The sequence below is a fragment of the Domibacillus sp. DTU_2020_1001157_1_SI_ALB_TIR_016 genome (genome assembly GCF_032341995.1).
GTDB lineage: Bacteria > Bacillota > Bacilli > Bacillales > Domibacillaceae > Domibacillus > Domibacillus indicus_A.
The window spans coordinates 73,225-92,203 of the sequence record NZ_CP135439.1 but is presented as its reverse complement, the minus strand read 5'-3'; the positions used below and the strand labels follow the sequence as shown (position 1 = coordinate 92,203).

The window sequence follows — 18,979 nt, the reverse complement described above, 5'->3', positions numbered from 1 at the left end:
GTTTGTGGGCAGCCTGAACCGTTTTTTATCAAAACGGCATTGTTTATGATTGCTTTGGTTTTTTCGGAATTTGAATCGTAATCCGATAGAAATCTTCATGGTCTTCTTCATCTTGTTCTACGTGGATGCCGCTTTTCTCTACAAGCACAAGTGACTGGCGAATCGTATTTAACGCAATGCGAATATCACGGCTGACCGCTTTTGTACGCGGGCGCGGCGGTTCTTTTTCAAGCATTTTGACCACGCGGTCTTCTGTTTGTTTTACATTCAATCCTTTATCAAGCACAATACGCAGAAGCTCACACTGCCATTCAGGCTTTTTCAGTGGCAGCAGCGCCCGAGCATGGCGTTCGGTAATTTTTTTTTCAGCAACCGCCTGCTGCACTTCGTCCGGCAGCTTTAACAGCCTCAGCTTATTCGCCACAAACGACTGGCTTTTTCCGACCATTTGGGCAAGAGACTGCTGGGTTGTATTATTTATATGAAGAAGGCTTTGATAAGCGCTTGCTTCTTCAATTGGAGACAGCTCTTCCCGCTGTATATTTTCAATCAGCGCTGCTGAAGCGGTCTGCTCGTCCGTAAACTGACGGACAATAACGGGTACCGTTTCATGCCCAAGGCTTTTGGCTGCCCGAAAACGGCGCTCCCCTGCTATAATTTCATATTTTTCTTCCTCGATCTCCCGGACAACAATTGGCTGAATAATGCCATGAACGGCAATAGTTGACGCAAGTTCTGCTATTTTTTCTTCTTGAAAGATAAAACGTGGCTGAAATTGGTTCGGTTCCAGAGAGTCTACCGGTATTTCTTTGACTTCATCTACGGGAAACATCATGGCTGTTTCACTTTTTCCGCCAAACAGACGGGAAAAAGGACGCTTCATGTTTACACCACCTTTTCATTCTCCATTCTGATAGTATTCGCCATGAGGCGCCCTGTTCCTGCTTAAGAACTATTCAATTGGTGTTTTATTCGGTGTGCCCGGCTTTCGCGGGTACTTTTTCGGCGTTTCTTTTTTCTTCCGAATCACGATAATCGTCCGCTCACTGTTTTCAATCGGCAGGCGGAAAGAAAAAACCTCTTCAGTTTGACCGCCAAGTGTTCCGATTGCTTTTGCAGCTGTTTCCATTTCATCCGCCGCACTCGCTGCTTTCATGGCAACAAATGTACCGCCCTTTTTCACAAACGGCAGGCACAGCTCAGACAGGACAGACATGCGGGCAACGGCACGTGCCGTTACGATGTCATACTGCTCGCGATGCTCCGGGTTCCGTCCCATTTCTTCTGCACGTCCGTGAACGAATTGAACATGTTCAAGCTTCAGCTCGGATGCTAGATGATTCAAAAACGTAATACGCTTGTTTAACGAATCAATGATGGTGACATCCAAATTCGGAAAAGCAATTTTCAATGGGATGCTTGGAAAGCCGGCGCCGGCGCCGACATCACAAATCCGGGCTGGTTTTGTTAAATCGGTATAGATGCCGGCTGTAAGTGAATCGTAAAAGTGCTTCATATACACTTCCTCCTGCTCGGTAATTGCAGTGAGATTCATTTTTTCGTTCCACTCTACAAGCAGTTCATAGTAGCGCTGAAACTGGCCAAGCTGTTCTTCAGACAGCTCAATGCCGTTTTTGGCAAGTTCGGATTGAAATTGGTCGATTTTCATGTTTTCGTTCCTTTCTTATTCGCTGACGGTCCGTGCAACACGGCCCTGCTCAATGTAAACAAGCAAAATGGAAATATCGGCCGGGTTCACGCCTGAAATACGTGAAGCCTGTGCGATGGAAAGCGGACGGACTTCTTTTAAGTTTGTCCGTGCTTCATTGGCGATACCGCTCACTGCATCGTAATCAATGTCAGCCGGAATTTTTTTGTTTTCCATCTTCTTCATCCGGTCAACCTGTTGAAGGGACTTTTCAATGTACCCTTCATATTTAATTTGAATTTCCACTTGCTCTTCTACTTCTTCATCAAGCGGGGCATCTGCCGGGATAAGCTGCTTGATTGCCGCATACGTCATTTCCGGACGGCGCAGCAGGTCTGCTCCGCGAATGCCGTCTTTCAGCTCGCTTCCACCTGCTTCACGAATAAGCGCCTGTGTTTTTTCATCCGGTTTAATAATCGTTGCTTTCAACCGATCGATTTCAGCCGCAATCGCTTCTTTTTTCGCCAGGAAAGCTTCATAGCGTCCTTCAGAAATGGTGCCGATTTTATAGCCGATTTCTGTTAAGCGAAGATCCGCGTTGTCATGACGAAGAAGAAGGCGGTATTCCGCACGAGAAGTGAGCAGGCGATATGGTTCGCTCGTTCCTTTTGTGACAAGGTCGTCAATCATAACACCGATATAAGCGTCGGAACGGCTCAGCACTACTTCTTCTTTGCCAAGCACGCGGCACGCAGCGTTAATACCGGCCATTAAACCTTGCCCAGCTGCTTCTTCATAACCGGATGTACCGTTAATCTGCCCAGCTGTGTACAAGTTTTTCACTCGTTTTGTTTCCAGTGTCGGCCATAGCTGTGTCGGCACAACTGCATCATATTCAATCGCATAGCCCGCACGCATCAGCTGTGCTTTTTCAAGGCCCGGGATTGTCCGAAGCATCCGGTATTGTACATCCTCCGGCAGGCTTGTAGAAAAGCCCTGTACGTATACTTCTTCTGTATTCCGTCCTTCCGGCTCAAGGAAAATCTGGTGGCGCGGCTTATCATTAAAACGGACTACTTTATCTTCGATTGATGGACAATAACGCGGTCCGCGTCCTTTAATGACCCCAGAGTACATCGGAGAACGGTGCAGGTTTTCACCGATAATATTATGTGTTTCTTCATTTGTATACGTCAGCCAGCATGGCAGCTGATCCATGATAAATTCTTTTGTTTCATAGCTGAATGCACGGGGAACATCATCACCCGGCTGAATTTCTGTTTTGGAATAGTCGATTGTCCGGCTGTTGACGCGCGGCGGTGTCCCTGTTTTAAAGCGGACAAGTTCAAAGCCAAGCTCATCTAAATGCTCGGATAGCTTTACAGAAGGCTGCTGATTGTTCGGGCCGCTGGAATATTTTAAATCACCGAGAATAATTTCACCGCGCATAAACGTTCCGCTCGTAATAATTACAGCTTTTGAACGGTAAACGGCACCTGTTTGTGTGATGATACCGCGGCATTCTCCCTCTTCCACGATTAACCGCTCTGCCATTCCTTGAACGAGCGTTAAATTCGGTTCGTTTTCAATCGTTTTTTTCATTTCCTGCTGGTACAGCACTTTATCCGCCTGCGCGCGCAGCGCCCGCACAGCCGGTCCTTTTCCTGTATTCAGCATTCTCATTTGAATGTGTGTTTTATCAATATTTTTGGCCATCTCACCGCCAAGCGCATCGATTTCCCGGACAACAATTCCTTTTGCCGGTCCGCCGACAGACGGGTTGCATGGCATGTAAGCGATCATATCAAGGTTAATGGTAATCATTAGCGTTTTGGCGCCTGTCCGTGCAGAAGCAAGCCCTGCTTCTACTCCAGCATGGCCCGCCCCAATAACAATGACTTCATATTCGCCTGCTTCATAGTAATTCATGCTGTTTTTCTTCCTTTCCGTTCATTATTTCCCGAGGCAAAATTGTGAAAACAGCTGATCAATCAAGCTTTCGTGGACGCTTTCGCCGATAATTTCACCGAGCAGCTCCCACGTTCTTGTTAAATCAATTTGAACAATATCAATTGGCACGCCTGCTTCTACTCCATGAATAGCGTCTGTTATAGAGCGGCTTGCCTGGTTTAATAGGGCAATATGACGGGAATTAGACACATACGTCATATCCTGCGCACCAACTGCACCTGAGAAAAACAAACCAGCAATCGCTTCTTCCAATTCATCAATTCCTTTTTCCTCAAGAAGCGAAGTCGTCACAAGACGGCTGCTGCCAGCCAGTTCTTTTACACGGTCCATATTTATTTTCGGCTCAAGATCCGTTTTGTTCACAATGACAATCACATCCATGCCGCTTGCTGCTTCGAACAGCTTTTCATCTTCCGGCGTCAGCTCGTCAGAATAATTTAATACAAGCAAGATAAGATCCGCTTCTTTTAATACTTTTCTTGAGCGCTCGACACCAATTCGTTCCACAATATCTTCTGTTTCGCGAATACCCGCCGTATCAACTAGACGGAGCGGCACGCCGCGCACGTTCACGTATTCTTCAATTACATCACGTGTTGTGCCGGGAATATCTGTCACAATCGCTTTGTTTTCTTGTACGAGCGCATTTAAAAGTGAAGATTTACCGACATTCGGACGCCCAATAATAACTGTCGACAACCCTTCACGTAAAATTTTACCTTGTTCAGCTGTCCGGAGCAGACGTTCAATTTCAGATTGAACAAATTGTGATTTTTCAAGAAGCACACGGTGTGTCATTTCCTCCACATCGTCATATTCCGGATAATCAATGTTCACTTCCACATGAGCCAGCGTTTCAAGAATCTCCTGGCGAAGCCGCCCAATCAATCGGGACAGCCGCCCTTCCACTTGGTTTAACGCCACGTTCATCGCCTTGTCTGTTTTGGCACGAATCAAGTCCATCACAGCTTCTGCCTGTGATAAATCAATACGGCCATTTAAGAAAGCACGCTTTGTAAATTCACCGGGTTCGGCAAGGCGAGCTCCTTCATTTAAAACAAGCTGCAGTACGCGATTAACGGCTGTAATGCCTCCGTGACAGTTGATTTCCACGACATCTTCGCGTGTGAATGTTTTTGGCCCTTTCATTAAAGATACCATCACTTCCTCCGCGACACGTCCTGTGGATGGCTCAACTAAGTGGCCATAGTGAATTGTATGACTCGGCACTGTGGACAACTGCTTTTGTCCAGGTGCACGAAACACTTTATCCGCAATAGAGATCGCCTGATCGCCGCTTAGTCGGACGATGGCAATCGCCCCTTCTCCCGGCGGTGTTGAAATAGCCGCTATTGTGTCGAACTCCACGTTGTTCACCTCTTTCATATTGATGTTAGTATATGTTATCGCCTATTGGCTTTTATTTGATTCCCTAAATAAATAGAATATCACAGCTGTTCACCGAAAAAAAGGTATATGTTCATCCACATGTTGATAACTTTTTTCTTTAAACGCACGTTTATGTATGGAAATATAACCCTTTTTCTACACAAAAAAAGACATTGCGATGTTAGCAATGTCTTTTCTTCTACTCATTATTAAAGGCCAGCATCCTGAACCGGCTTTTTTCTGCCAATAATTAATGTTTGAATAATCATAAAAATACTGCCGACTACCCAATACAAAGCAAGTGCCGACGGCAGCGTAATCCCAAACACGATGATCATGATCGGCATTAAGTACAGCATCATTTTCATTTGCGGATTATCACTTGCGGGTCCTGCCATCATTAGTTTTTGCTGGAAAAAAGTAAAAACACCAGCTAAAACAGATAAAATAATATCCGGCGAGCCTAGATCGAACCATAAAAAAGTATGGTTTTTAATTTCGCCCGTCCGCATAATGGCTTGATAAAGTCCAATGATGATCGGCATTTGAACTAAAATTGGGAAACATCCAGCCAGCGGGTTTACACTATGCTTCTGGAACAATGCCATCGTTTCCTGCTGCAGCTTTTGCTGTGTCTGTGCATCTTTTGATTTGTATTTTTCTTGAATTTTCTTAATTTCAGGCTGAATCTCCTGCATCGCTTTAGCACTTTTTGTCTGCTTAATCATAAGCGGCAAAATAATGATCCGAATAATGATCGTAACAACGATAATACCAGGACCGTAGCCGCCTACGAGGTCAGATGTAGCGGTAATAAATTGTGAGAGCGGATAAATGACGTATTCATTCCAGAATCCTTCACTTTCTGCTGTAATTTCTTGGTTTACTTCCGTACATCCTGCCAGCAGGACGGAAAAAAGAGCCACGATCAAGAATGAAAGCGTTCTTTTCTTCAAGCGGTTGCTCCCCCTGTCATTGGCTGAATTCCTGCTTATTCATTTGGATTATTTTCGCTGAAGCGCTCGCGCCAGTTTCAGTACATGTATTAAGCTTGTTTTTATTTCTGCGCAGGACATGTCCACTGCCGGCTTACGGGCAATAATAATAAAATCCCAGCCAGGCTGAATTTCTTCTTTTAATTCCGTAAAGCTCTGTCTGATGCAGCGCTTAATGCGGTTGCGCATCACAGCATTGCCCAGCTTTTTGCTGACAGACAAGCCGATCCGGAACGGAACATTCTGCTCTTTTTTATACATATATACAACAAACTGGCGATTTGCGAACGACTTCCCTTTGCTGAAGACCGTTTGAAAATCATTGTTTTTTTTGATGCGGAATGATTTTTTCATTTATGCCACCTGCCGGCTTTTCATTCATATAGAACAAAGGCGGACTTGGCAGCTTTCTGCCACGCCGCCTTTGCGGACCCTTTCTAGCAATCCTAAAAAAAGACCACTGAAATGGTCAGTGGTCTTATGCAGATAGTACTTTTCTGCCTTTAGCACGGCGGCTTGCTAAAACACGGCGGCCGTTTTTAGAACTCATGCGTGCACGGAAACCATGAACTTTGCTTCTTTTACGTTTGTTAGGCTGGTACGTTCTTTTCATATTAAAACACCTCCCTGAGGTTTTCGAATTCATATTTTCAAAACAGTCTTTGTTAATTATAAGGACCAGAGGCCATCCTGTCAACCACCTTTTAAAAGCCTCAAAGATCCAGATTATTTTACTGTCTTTTTGATGAGGAATGCAGGTTATACAAAAAGTATCATATCTTGCCCCATTTTCCATCTGTGGACAGCAATCGACGGCATTTTCGATTATCCACAACTTCTTCGATGGTTCTTTCACAAGTCCTCACCCTGTGGACAAACATTTTCACAAGGAGAAAAAGCCTGTGGATAATTCATTGAAGTGATTGCAGAGTCTCGTTTTTTCTGCTATTATTATTTTGTTTTCACTCTGGATAACTAAATTCGACATATTATCTATCCACAGCTGTGGATAATATGTGGAAAAACAATAAACAGGGTGTTTTTATTTTTATCCACAACCTGTAGATTTTGTCGAAAAACTAGTTTTATCTTATTATATATTTATTCACAAACATTGTCATGCATAATTATGAATCCTTAACTAAATGGGTTGTACAAACATTAAACAAACTGCACTGACAGTCAGTAAGGAGGGGCCAATGGAGAACATCGATGATTTATGGAATAAAGTGCTGGAGCGTATCCAGGCGCGAATTAGCAAGCCAAGCTACGAAACGTGGGTGAAGTCAACCAAAGCGCATTCGCTTCACGGAGACGCTATTGTAATAGCGGCACCTAACTTTTTTAATCGTGATTGGCTTGAAGGGCATTATACGCATTTAACGTCCGAAATTATTGATGAATTAACAGGCGAAAAGCTTGATGTTTACTTTATTTCGCCAGATGTTCACGACATGGAATCATATGTACCGCCTTCGCATCGGGCTGAACAGCCAACTCCACCGCCAAAGCCAAGCGGGGAATCAACCATTCAAAGTATGCTGAATCCAAAATATACATTCGACACGTTTGTCATCGGATCCGGCAACCGGTTTGCCCATGCAGCTTCTCTTGCAGTAGCAGAAGCACCGGCCAAAGCGTATAATCCACTGTTTATTTACGGGGGAGTAGGATTGGGCAAAACACACTTAATGCATGCAATCGGGCATTACGTGCTTGAGCATAATCCCGACGCTAAAGTGGTGTATCTCTCCTCGGAGAAGTTTACGAACGAATTCATTAATTCCATTCGAGACAATAAAGCGGTGGAGTTCCGTAATAAATACCGCAATGTGGACGTCCTGCTTATTGATGATATTCAGTTCTTAGCCGGAAAAGAACAAACACAGGAAGAATTTTTCCACACATTTAATACGCTGCATGAAGAAAGCAAGCAGATTATCATTTCCAGCGACCGGCCGCCAAAAGAAATCCCGACTCTTGAGGATCGACTTCGTTCCCGGTTCGAGTGGGGGCTTATTACAGACATTACACCGCCGGACCTTGAAACGCGGATTGCCATTTTGCGCAAAAAAGCCCGCGCTGAAAATCTTGATGTGCCAAATGAAGTGATGCTGTATATCGCCAATCAAATTGATACGAATATTCGTGAGCTTGAAGGCGCATTGATCCGGGTCGTTGCTTACTCTTCTTTAATCAACAAAGAAGTGAACGCGACAGTAGCAGCAGATGCTTTAAAAGATATTATTCCGGGGGCTCGTCCAAAATCCGTGACCATTCCGGATATTCAGCGGGTAGTCGGGGAGCAGTACGGCATCCGCCTGGAGGATTTTACAGCCAGAAAGCGGACAAAATCGGTTGCTTTTCCAAGACAGGTAGCCATGTATTTGTCACGCGAATTAACAGATTTTTCACTGCCTAAAATTGGCGAGGAGTTTGGAGGACGTGATCACACGACCGTTATTCATGCCCATGAGAAAATTTCAAAGCTCATGGAAACTGATCCTGCTGCCGCTCAAAAAATAAATGAAATTATCACCATTTTAAAAGCTTAATAAATTGTGAATAAAAAAGGGCGCTCATCAACAGTCTGTCCACATGTGGATAGACTGTTATTTCTTCGTTTTTGCATACTTATCCACAAATCAACAGCGCCTACTACTACGTCTATTATTTTTTTAATATATAAATACTAAATTCGCAGTTAAGTGAATTGCTATATCAAAATAATTTCGGAGGGATCCCCATGAAATTTTCGATACAAAAAGACCGGCTTGCTGCCGGCGTACAAGATGTCTTAAAGGCAGTAAGCTCGAGAACAACTATTCCCATTTTGACCGGTATTAAAATTCATGCGTCAGATGAGGGGATCACCTTAACGGGAAGTGACTCCGATATTTCCATTGAATCGTTTATTCCAAGTGAAGAAGGGGATGTATCCATTGCCTCGATCGAGCAAACAGGGGGCGTAGTTTTAAATGCCCGTTTTTTCAATGAGATTGTCCGCAAGCTGCCGGCTTCGACGATTGAATTTGAAACCTCTGCTTCTTTTCAAACGATCATTCGTTCAGGACATGCGGAATTCAGCTTGAACGGCCAGGACGCAGATGAATATCCGCATTTGCCGCAAATCGATGACGAGAATGTTTTTAAGCTGCCGGCTGATCTTGTTAAAACATTGATCCGGCAAACTGTATTTGCTGTATCTACTTCAGAAACGCGTCCGATTTTAACGGGTGTAAACTGGAAAATTGAAAATGGCACGCTTATTTGCACCGCTACGGACAGCCATCGTCTGGCTCTTCGTAAAACAGCGGCAGAAGGGCTTCCATCAGGAGAATACAACGTCGTGATTCCTGGAAAAAGCTTGACGGAATTAAGCAAAATTTTAGACGACACAAACGAGCCGGTTGAAATCGTCATGACAGAAAACCAAGTATTATTCCGTTCAAAGCATGTTTTGTTTTTCTCGCGGCTGCTTGACGGCAACTATCCTGACACAACCCGCTTGATTCCTGATGAATACAAAACAAAAATTGATTTAAATACAAAAGAATATCTGCAAGCGGTAGACCGTGCTTCTCTCTTAGCGCGGGAAGGGCGGAACAACGTCGTGAAAATGAGCAGCGAGGACGGCGGGATGGTTGAGATTTCATCGAACTCACCAGAGATCGGAAAAGTAACCGAGCAGGTAAACAGCTTGTCGTCTGAAGGAGAGGAATTGAAAATCTCATTCAGCGCAAAATATATGATGGATGCACTCAAAGCAATTGAGGGGAACGAAATTGAAATTCAATTTACAGGCGCAATGCGTCCATTTGTGATTCGTCCGCTTCATGATGATTCAACACTTCAGTTGATCCTGCCGGTGCGAACGTATTAATTCAAACTCCGGAAAAGCGGGGCATATTTGCGCCGCTTTTTTTGTATTTATGTTAAAATAAAGTACTAAGATGTTTACGGAGGAAACCACATTATGATGACAAAAAAAGCTGAAAACGAGGAATTTATCACCCTTGGCCAATTTCTGAAACTGGCTGGCATTATTCAAACTGGCGGCCAGGCAAAATGGTATCTAAGTGAACACGAAGTATACGTTAACGGAGAGCTTGATGACCGAAGAGGAAGAAAGCTGTATGAAGGGGATGAAGTGGAGATTCCTGGAGATGGCGTATATGAAGTAGGATTTGGAACAGAGGAAGAAAGTGATTAAAGGCCGTCGAAAGGTGTTTTTGCATGCACATTGAACAACTGGCTTTAGAGAATTACCGAAATTATGAATCACTCCTCGTTGAATTTGATAATACTGTAAATGTCATCATTGGCGAAAATGCCCAAGGGAAAACCAATATCATCGAATCCATTTACGTGCTGGCTATGGCCAAATCGCACCGGACCTCGAATGATAAAGATTTAATTCGCTGGGAAGCGGAGTATGCTAAAATAAAGGGACGAGTGCAGAAAAAGCACCAATCGCTCCCGATTGAGCTTCTGATCTCCAAAAAAGGCAAAAAAGCCAAGGTTAACCACTTGGAGCAGACGCGTCTCAGCCAGTACATCGGCAATATGAATGTCGTGATGTTTGCCCCGGAAGATTTAACATTAGTAAAAGGCAGTCCGCAAGTAAGAAGGCGGTTTATTGACATGGAAATTGGTCAAGTATCGCCTGTGTATCTGCATGACTTAAGCCTTTATCATAAAGTGCTGCAGCAGCGGAATCATTACTTAAAACAGCTGCAGACAAAAAAAGCATCTGACTTGACGATGCTTGAGGTTTTAACTGAACAGCTTGTTGAGCTGGCGGCAAAAGTAACAAAAAAGCGCTTTGAGTTTATTCATCTGCTTCAAAAATGGGCTGGTCCGCTTCATGCCGGTATTTCAAGAGGGGTTGAAGAGCTGGCTATTATGTATGAGCCGGCCGCTGGGATAAAAGAGGAGCAGAGTGACGAGCAGATAAGGTCGGCTTTGCTGGATCTTTTCCAGAGAAGCCGGACGAGAGAAGTCGACCGGGGTGTGACATTAACCGGTCCGCATCGCGACGATCTCCTTTTTTATGTGAACGGAAAAAATATTCAAACGTTTGGATCGCAAGGGCAGCAGCGGACAACAGCGCTTGCCGTAAAGCTTGCTGAAATCGAGCTGATTCAATCGGAAATTGGTGAATACCCGATTTTGCTGCTGGATGATGTGCTATCTGAGCTTGACGATTACCGCCAGTCACATCTGCTGAATACGATTCATGGAAAAGTGCAAACGTTTGTTACAACAACAAACACGGACGGCATTGAGCATGACACGTTAAATGCCGCCTCTGCCTACAGCGTTACCGCTGGGGCAGTAACCAAAATAAAGTAAGATTATTTTACCGAAAGAGAAGGTGACTGGATTTGACTATGGACCCGCAAAATACGACACCTTCCTATGATGAAAATCAAATACAGGTGCTCGAAGGACTTGAAGCTGTCCGAAAACGTCCTGGTATGTATATTGGTTCAACAAGTGTAAAAGGACTTCATCATCTCGTCTGGGAAATCGTTGATAACAGTATCGACGAAGCACTGGCCGGGTATTGCGATGAAATCAACGTCATCATAGAAGAAGACAACAGCATTACTGTAAAAGACAATGGACGCGGCATTCCGGTCGGGATTCATGAAAAAATGGGACGCCCGGCGGTAGAAGTAATTTTAACCGTCCTGCATGCCGGAGGTAAATTCGGCGGCGGCGGCTATAAAGTATCCGGCGGACTTCATGGTGTTGGTGCTTCTGTTGTAAACGCACTTTCTACACTTCTAGAAGTATATGTACACCGTGACGGAAAGATTCATTACCAAGCATTTAAACGCGGTGTGCCGCAAGAAGATTTGAAGGTAGTAGGCGAAACAGATGTTACCGGTACACACATTCACTTCCGTCCAGACAGTGAGATTTTTACAGAAACACTCGTGTATGACTACGATACGCTTGCTCAACGGCTTCGTGAACTTGCTTTCTTAAACCGCGGTATTAAAATTACGCTCGAAGACAAACGTGGAGAAGGCAAGAAAAATGAGTATTATTACGAAGGCGGTATTAAATCATACGTTGAGCATTTAAACCGTTCCAAAGAAGTGCTTCATGAAGAAGCGATCTTTATGGAGGGTGAGCGTGAAGGAATTCAAGTTGAAGTAGCCCTTCAATACAACGACGGCTATACAAGCAACATTTATTCATTCGCCAACAATATCAGCACGCACGAAGGCGGAACGCATGAATCTGGCTTTAAAACCGCTTTAACACGTGTAATCAACGACTATGCCCGGAAAAATGGCCTCGCAAAGGACGTTGATGCCAATTTAACAGGAGAAGATGTCCGTGAAGGTTTAACGGCTATTATTTCCGTGAAACATCCGGATCCACAGTTTGAAGGTCAAACGAAAACAAAGCTTGGCAACTCAGAAGCGAGAACGGTGACAGACAACGTTTTTGCCGGCCGATTTGAAACATTTATGCTTGAAAATCCGAATACGGCTCGAAAAATTGTTGAAAAAGGCATGATGGCAGCCCGGGCAAGAATGGCTGCGAAAAAAGCGCGGGAGCTGACACGGCGCAAAAGTGCGCTCGAGGTATCCAGCCTTCCTGGTAAACTGGCTGACTGCTCATCACGCGATCCGAAAATCAGCGAATTGTATATCGTAGAAGGAGACTCTGCCGGCGGTTCAGCCAAGCAGGGGCGTGACCGCCACTTCCAGGCTATCCTGCCGCTGCGCGGAAAAATCCTGAACGTTGAAAAAGCGCGTCTTGATAAAATTTTGTCAAATAATGAAGTGCGGGCAATGATTACAGCACTCGGAACAGGGATCAGCGAAGAGTTTGACCTGGAAAAAGCACGTTATCACAAATTGGTTATCATGACGGATGCGGACGTGGATGGCGCCCATATCCGCACGCTGTTGTTAACATTCTTTTTCCGCTACATGCGTCCGCTTATTGAAGCGGGGTATGTGTATATTGCCCAGCCGCCGCTTTACAAAGTACAGCAGGGCAAAAATATCAGCTACGCATACAACGACCACGAGCTGGATGAAATCATGAAAGACATCCCGGCAAATGCAAAACCGAGTTTGCAGCGTTATAAAGGTCTTGGAGAAATGAATCCGGCGCAGCTATGGGAAACGACTATGGATCCATCCACACGTACACTGCTCCAGGTAACCCTGACAGATGCGATGGAGGCCGATGAAACATTTGAAATTTTAATGGGCGATAAAGTAGAACCGCGCCGTAATTTCATTCAGGACAACGCACGCTACGTTAAAAATCTTGATATATAAGTTTAAAAAGCGCCCGTAAGCCGCGGGCGCTCCCGCTTTTTAATAACACCTAAGTTCCAGGCGCCAATCGGCTGAAAGCTCATTGAATATGGGCGGCAAGGACAGGCTTGTCCCATGCTTGTCACCGATAAATGGGCGCCTTGTACTTTTCTTAAAAGGAGGATTTTTCATGGCTGATACGCCACACTCGAACGTAAAAGAGATTAATATAAGCCAGGAAATGCGTTCATCGTTTCTTGATTATGCGATGAGCGTTATCGTATCCCGGGCGCTTCCGGACGTGCGCGATGGCTTAAAGCCGGTGCACCGCCGTATTTTGTATGCGATGAATGATCTCGGCATGACAGCCGATAAAGCGTATAAGAAGTCTGCCCGGATCGTCGGTGACGTTATCGGTAAATATCACCCGCACGGGGATTCAGCTGTATACGAAACGATGGTACGGATGGCGCAGGACTTTAACTACCGCCATATGCTGGTTGATGGACACGGAAACTTCGGCTCAGTTGACGGCGATGCTGCTGCCGCGATGCGGTACACAGAAGCCCGCATGTCTAAAATCGCTATGGAGATCACACGTGATTTAAACAAAGACACCATTGATTACAAAGACAACTACGATGGTTCTGAGCGTGAGCCTGTTGTATTACCGGCCCGTTTCCCGAATCTGCTCGTGAACGGCGCTTCCGGTATTGCGGTCGGGATGGCAACCAACATTCCGCCTCACCACCTTGGAGAAGTCATTGATGCGCTGCTTGCTGTCAGTAAAAACCCGGATATGTCTGTTCTGGACTTAATGGAATTTATTCAAGGACCTGATTTTCCAACAGCAGGTATTTTAATGGGCCGCAGCGGTATCCGCCGTGCCTATGAAACAGGCCGCGGTTCGATTATTTTGCGTGCCCGTACGGAAATTGAAGAAAAAGCAAACGGTAAAGAAACGATTATCGTGACAGAAATCCCGTACCAAGTAAACAAAGCAAAGCTCATTGAACGTATTGCGGAGCTTGTCCGTGAAAAGAAAATCGACGGCATTACCGATCTTCGCGACGAATCAGATCGTGAAGGTATGCGAATTGTGATGGAAATTCGCCGTGATGCCAATGCGAGCGTTGTATTAAATAATTTATATAAATACACAGCCATGCAGACAAGCTTCGGTATTAACATGCTGGCGCTTGTAGACGGCCATCCGAAAGTACTCAGCTTAAAAGAGTGCTTAAAGCATTACTTAGCGCATCAGCAGGAGATTATCCGCCGGCGTACGCAATTTGACTTAAATAAAGCCGAAGCACGCGCACACATTTTAGAGGGTCTTCGTATTGCTTTAGATCACATAGATCGCATTATCGCATTGATTCGCGGCTCGCGGACAACAGAGGCTGCCCGCGAAGGCTTGATGGAGCAGTTTGGTTTATCTGAGAAACAAGCTCAAGCCATCTTGGATATGCGTTTGCAACGCTTGACCGGCCTTGAGCGTGAAAAAATCGAAGAAGAATATCAAAACCTTCTTGCAGTGATTAAAGAATTAAGAGCCATTTTAGCTGACGAGGAAAAAATTCTTCAAATTATCCGTGAAGAGCTGACTGAAATTAAAGACAGGTACGCCGATAAACGCCGGACAGAAATTACCGATGGAGCGCCTGGTGATTTGCTGGATGAAGATTTAATTCCGGTTGAAAAAATTATTATTACATTAACCCATAAAGGATATATTAAACGTCAGCCAATCTCGACTTACCGGAGCCAGCGCCGCGGAGGCCGCGGTATTCAAGGGATGGGAACAAACGAAAATGATTTTGTTGAGCAGCTTCTGACAACCTCAACACATGATACGATTCTGTTCTTTACAAACAAAGGGAAAGTGTATCGATTAAAAGGCTATCAGATTCCTGAATTCAGCCGGACGGCAAAAGGAATCCCGCTTGTGAATCTGCTTGGCGTCGAGCAGGATGAGTGGGTGAATTCGATGCTGTTTGTCGAAGAGTTCACAGAGGATTCGTTCCTGTTCTTTGCAACGAAGCAGGGAATTGTAAAGCGGACACCGTTAATGGATTACGCAAATATTCGAACAAACGGCTTGATCGCTTTGAATATCCGGGAGGAAGACGAGCTCATTTCTGTGCGGCTGACAAATGGCGAAAAACATATTGTAATGGGAACGCGCGATGGCATGCTGATCCGTTTCCCGGAAGACAATGTCCGTTCCATGGGACGCACATCAACAGGGGTAAAAGGCATTACCTTGTCTGATGGAGATTACGCAGTTGGAATGGAACTCGTAGAAGAAAATGATTATATTTTAATTGTTACCGAAAATGGATACGGCAAATTAACGCCTGAATCTGAATACCGCATTCAAACACGTGGCGGAAAAGGGCTTAAAACGCTGAATATTACCGGCAAGAACGGGGCGCTCATCGCAGTTAAGACGGTTACAGGTGAAGAAGACCTGATGCTTATGACCATGGGCGGCGTCATGATCCGGATGGATATTGCCACCATTTCCATTACTGGCCGAAACACGCAGGGGGTTAAGCTGATCCGCCTTGGTGAAAATGAAACAGTAGCAACCGTAGCAAAAGTCGAAAAAGAAGAAGAATTGCTCGAAGAAGAAGAAGAATAGAAGAATAAAAACACGGCACAGGTATTTCAAAATACCTGTGCTTTTTTGTCTATCATTTGACTGTGATTTTTCTTATAATTAGGTACAAAGATGCAAGAGGAGGCAGGGAATGTACGTAAAAGTTGAAGACATCAAGCCTGGATATCAGGTGAAAGAAGCCGTCATGGCTGCGACAGCCAATCCCATCATTGCGGCTGGAACGGTTTTAACAGATCAACATATTCGTTTTTTGCACGCTTTTTCTATAAGATCCATTGATGTACTAGCAAAGGAAGAGCAGCCAGAGGCCGTGCTGCATTGTTCAGATTCACTCAATCGTGTACTGCCGGCTGCAGATCGGATAGAGCAGCTTTATTTTAAGACATTAAAAAGTGTAAAAGAAGAATTTCAGCGGTGGCAGTCAGGGATGAATGTAGATATTGCCCGAATACGTACAATCATCCTGCCCATACTTGAATACATGTTAGAACATCCGGCGGAACTAGAAAAAGTCGCATCATACTCTAAAAAAGACGAGTATCTTTATCACCATACCTTGGCCGTCAGCCTGCTGAGTGGACTGATTGCCCAAAAACTCCAGTACGATAGAGGATTGATTGTTCAGGCAGCATTAGCCGGATTTTTAGCTGACTGCGGGATGTCAAAAATAACAACATCCTTATTAACAAAAAAAACGGCCCTGACAGAGGGTGAATACAAAGAGATTCAAAATCATCCAGTGGTCAGCTATAAAATGGTGAAAGACTTAAAACTTCTCAAACCGGAAGCAAAGCTTGCTGTTTATCAGCATCACGAGCGGATGGACGGATCTGGTTATCCGGCGGGTACAAAAGGAAAATCAGTGCATGTACTTTCACAAATAGTGGGACTGTCTGATACCTTTCATGCTTTAACAACAGATCGGTTATTTAAAGGTAGGCAGTCTGTATTTAAAGCAGTTGAAATTATCCAGCAGGATTTGTTTGGCCAGTTTGATCTGTCAATTACAGAAGTATTGTTTTCGCTGACAGCCGAGGTTTTACAAGATATGCAGGTGACGTTATCAGATGGCAGCAAAGGCAAAGTCATCTTTGTGCCGCCTGGGAATAAAACAAGACCGATGATTCAACTGCCAAATGGAGACATTATTGATTTGGTTCAAAGAAGAGATTTATATATTGAAATCAGAGACTAAAAAACAGCCTTAAAAAAAAGGCTGTTTTTTTTATAAAAAAGCTTGCTCTTTGTTTTTATACATGATATATTATTTAAGTCGCCAGATGGTGACGGCAAAAACAAAGCAAATTGAACATTGAAAACTGAACAAAATCAATAAAAACGTCAACGTTTTAAATTTTTATCTTCCACTAAAAACACCCCGTGTTTTAGTGGAAACAAATGAGCAAGTCAAACTTTTTTGGAGAGTTTGATCCTGGCTCAGGACGAACGCTGGCGGCGTGCCTAATACATGCAAGTCGAGCGGACTTGACAGAGCTTGCTCTGTTCAAGTTAGCGGCGGACGGGTGAGTAACACGTGGGTAACCTGCCTGTAAGACTGGGATAACTCCGGGAAACCGGGGCTAATACCGGATAATATCAAGAGCTGCATGGCTCTTGATTGAAAGGCGGCTTCGGCTGTCACTTACAGATGGACCCGCGGCGCATTAGCTAGTTGGTGAGGTAACGGCTCACCAAGGCGACGATGCGTAGCCGACCTGAGAGGGTGATCGGCCACACTGGGACTGAGACACGGCCCAGACTCCTACGGGAGGCAGCAGTAGGGAATCTTCCGCAATGGACGAAAGTCTGACGGAGCAACGCCGCGTGAGTGAAGAAGGTTTTCGGATCGTAAAACTCTGTTGTCAGGGAAGAACAAGTACGGGAGTAACTGCCCGTACCTTGACGGTACCTGGCCAGAAAGCCACGGCTAACTACGTGCCAGCAGCCGCGGTAATACGTAGGTGGCAAGCGTTGTCCGGAATTATTGGGCGTAAAGCGCGCGCAGGCGGCCTTTTAAGTCTGATGTGAAAGCCCACGGCTCAACCGTGGAGGGTCATTGGAAACTGGAAGGCTTGAGTGCAGAAGAGAAGAGCGGAATTCCACGTGTAGCGGTGAAATGCGTAGAGATGTGGAGGAACACCAGTGGCGAAGGCGGCTCTTTGGTCTGTAACTGACGCTGAGGCGCGAAAGCGTGGGGAGCGAACAGGATTAGATACCCTGGTAGTCCACGCCGTAAACGATGAGTGCTAAGTGTTGGGGGGTTTCCGCCCCTCAGTGCTGCAGCTAACGCATTAAGCACTCCGCCTGGGGAGTACGGCCGCAAGGCTGAAACTCAAAGGAATTGACGGGGGCCCGCACAAGCGGTGGAGCATGTGGTTTAATTCGAAGCAACGCGAAGAACCTTACCAGGTCTTGACATCCCGCTGACCGGTCTGGAGACAGATCTTCCCCTTCGGGGGCAGCGGTGACAGGTGGTGCATGGTTGTCGTCAGCTCGTGTCGTGAGATGTTGGGTTAAGTCCCGCAACGAGCGCAACCCTTGATCTTAGTTGCCAGCATTTAGTTGGGCACTCTAAGGTGACTGCCGGTGACAAACCGGAGGAAGGTGGGGATGACGTCAAATCATCATGCCCCTTATGACCTGGGCTACACACGTGCTACAATGGATGGTACAAAGGGCTGCAAGACCGCGAGGTTTAGCCAATCCCATAAAACCATTCTCAGTTCGGATTGCAGGCTGCAACTCGCCTGCATGAAGCTGGAATCGCTAGTAATCGCGGATCAGCATGCCGCGGTGAATACGTTCCCGGGCCTTGTACACACCGCCCGTCACACCACGAGAGTTTGCAACACCCGAAGTCGGTGGGGTAACCCTTACGGGAGCCAGCCGCCGAAGGTGGGGCAGATGATTGGGGTGAAGTCGTAACAAGGTAGCCGTATCGGAAGGTGCGGCTGGATCACCTCCTTTCTAAGGATATTTACGGAAGTGAGAACTTGGTTCTCACAAACGTTTGACGTTTGATTTTGTTCAGTTTTGAAGAGTTCAATCTCTTCTTGTG

At 45.3% G+C, this 18,979-nt stretch carries 14 protein-coding genes and 1 rRNA gene; 8 read left to right on the top strand and 7 right to left on the bottom strand.

Features of this window, described 5'->3' with window-relative positions:
• Positions 1 to 43: 43 nt before the first annotated feature.
• The 7 genes from noc to rpmH form a co-directional block, all read right to left on the bottom strand.
• Positions 44 to 883: a nucleoid occlusion protein gene (gene noc, locus RRU94_RS08485; protein ID WP_375164540.1), complete on the bottom strand. Its 840-nt coding sequence runs from the start codon at positions 881 to 883 to the stop codon at positions 44 to 46.
• Between the two features lie 69 nt (positions 884 to 952).
• Complete coding sequence (gene rsmG, locus RRU94_RS08480; RefSeq protein ID WP_251271146.1) at positions 953 to 1,669, bottom strand: 16S rRNA (guanine(527)-N(7))-methyltransferase RsmG; 717 nt, start codon at positions 1,667 to 1,669, stop codon at positions 953 to 955.
• Positions 1,670 to 1,684: 15 nt separating this feature from the next.
• Positions 1,685 to 3,577, bottom strand: a complete 1,893-nt coding sequence (mnmG, locus tag RRU94_RS08475; protein ID WP_315693681.1) for a tRNA uridine-5-carboxymethylaminomethyl(34) synthesis enzyme MnmG — start codon at positions 3,575 to 3,577, stop codon at positions 1,685 to 1,687.
• Between the two features lie 24 nt (positions 3,578 to 3,601).
• Positions 3,602 to 4,987 (bottom strand): tRNA uridine-5-carboxymethylaminomethyl(34) synthesis GTPase MnmE, encoded by a 1,386-nt coding sequence (gene mnmE, locus RRU94_RS08470; protein ID WP_315693679.1) that lies wholly within the window; start codon positions 4,985 to 4,987, stop codon positions 3,602 to 3,604.
• A gap of 230 nt (positions 4,988 to 5,217) precedes the next feature.
• Positions 5,218 to 5,964, bottom strand: a complete 747-nt coding sequence (gene spoIIIJ, locus RRU94_RS08465; protein WP_315693677.1) for a YidC family membrane integrase SpoIIIJ — start codon at positions 5,962 to 5,964, stop codon at positions 5,218 to 5,220.
• A 48-nt stretch (positions 5,965 to 6,012) separates the two neighbouring features.
• Positions 6,013 to 6,357, bottom strand: a complete 345-nt coding sequence (gene rnpA, locus RRU94_RS08460) for a ribonuclease P protein component (RefSeq protein WP_251271143.1) — start codon at positions 6,355 to 6,357, stop codon at positions 6,013 to 6,015.
• Between the two features lie 124 nt (positions 6,358 to 6,481).
• Positions 6,482 to 6,616: a 50S ribosomal protein L34 gene (gene rpmH, locus RRU94_RS08455; RefSeq protein WP_046180646.1), complete on the bottom strand. Its 135-nt coding sequence runs from the start codon at positions 6,614 to 6,616 to the stop codon at positions 6,482 to 6,484.
• A 586-nt stretch (positions 6,617 to 7,202) separates the two neighbouring features.
• Between rpmH and dnaA the strand changes: the two genes are divergently transcribed.
• The 8 genes from dnaA (at position 7,203) to RRU94_RS08415 (ending at position 18,888) form a co-directional block, all read left to right on the top strand.
• On the top strand, positions 7,203 to 8,558 hold the full coding sequence (gene dnaA / locus RRU94_RS08450; RefSeq protein ID WP_315693673.1) for a chromosomal replication initiator protein DnaA: 1,356 nt from the start codon (positions 7,203 to 7,205) through the stop codon (positions 8,556 to 8,558).
• A gap of 191 nt (positions 8,559 to 8,749) precedes the next feature.
• A complete protein-coding gene (gene dnaN, locus RRU94_RS08445) occupies positions 8,750 to 9,886 on the top strand; it encodes a DNA polymerase III subunit beta (RefSeq protein WP_315693672.1) in 1,137 nt (378 codons plus the stop codon).
• Between the two features lie 93 nt (positions 9,887 to 9,979).
• Positions 9,980 to 10,216, top strand: a complete 237-nt coding sequence (gene yaaA / locus RRU94_RS08440) for a S4 domain-containing protein YaaA (protein ID WP_050180215.1) — start codon at positions 9,980 to 9,982, stop codon at positions 10,214 to 10,216.
• A gap of 23 nt (positions 10,217 to 10,239) precedes the next feature.
• Entirely contained in the window at positions 10,240 to 11,358 is a 1,119-nt protein-coding gene (gene recF, locus RRU94_RS08435) for a DNA replication/repair protein RecF (RefSeq protein WP_315693671.1), read from the top strand.
• 38 nt (positions 11,359 to 11,396) lie between these two features.
• Positions 11,397 to 13,316 (top strand): DNA topoisomerase (ATP-hydrolyzing) subunit B, encoded by a 1,920-nt coding sequence (gene gyrB, locus RRU94_RS08430; RefSeq protein ID WP_315695878.1) that lies wholly within the window; start codon positions 11,397 to 11,399, stop codon positions 13,314 to 13,316.
• A gap of 169 nt (positions 13,317 to 13,485) precedes the next feature.
• Complete coding sequence (gene gyrA / locus RRU94_RS08425) at positions 13,486 to 15,942, top strand: DNA gyrase subunit A (protein ID WP_315693670.1); 2,457 nt, start codon at positions 13,486 to 13,488, stop codon at positions 15,940 to 15,942.
• Between the two features lie 109 nt (positions 15,943 to 16,051).
• Positions 16,052 to 17,116, top strand: coding sequence for an HD-GYP domain-containing protein (locus RRU94_RS08420; RefSeq protein WP_315693669.1), 1,065 nt, complete (start codon positions 16,052 to 16,054; stop codon positions 17,114 to 17,116).
• A gap of 219 nt (positions 17,117 to 17,335) precedes the next feature.
• Positions 17,336 to 18,888 (top strand): 16S ribosomal RNA (locus RRU94_RS08415).
• Positions 18,889 to 18,979: the final 91 nt, after the last annotated feature.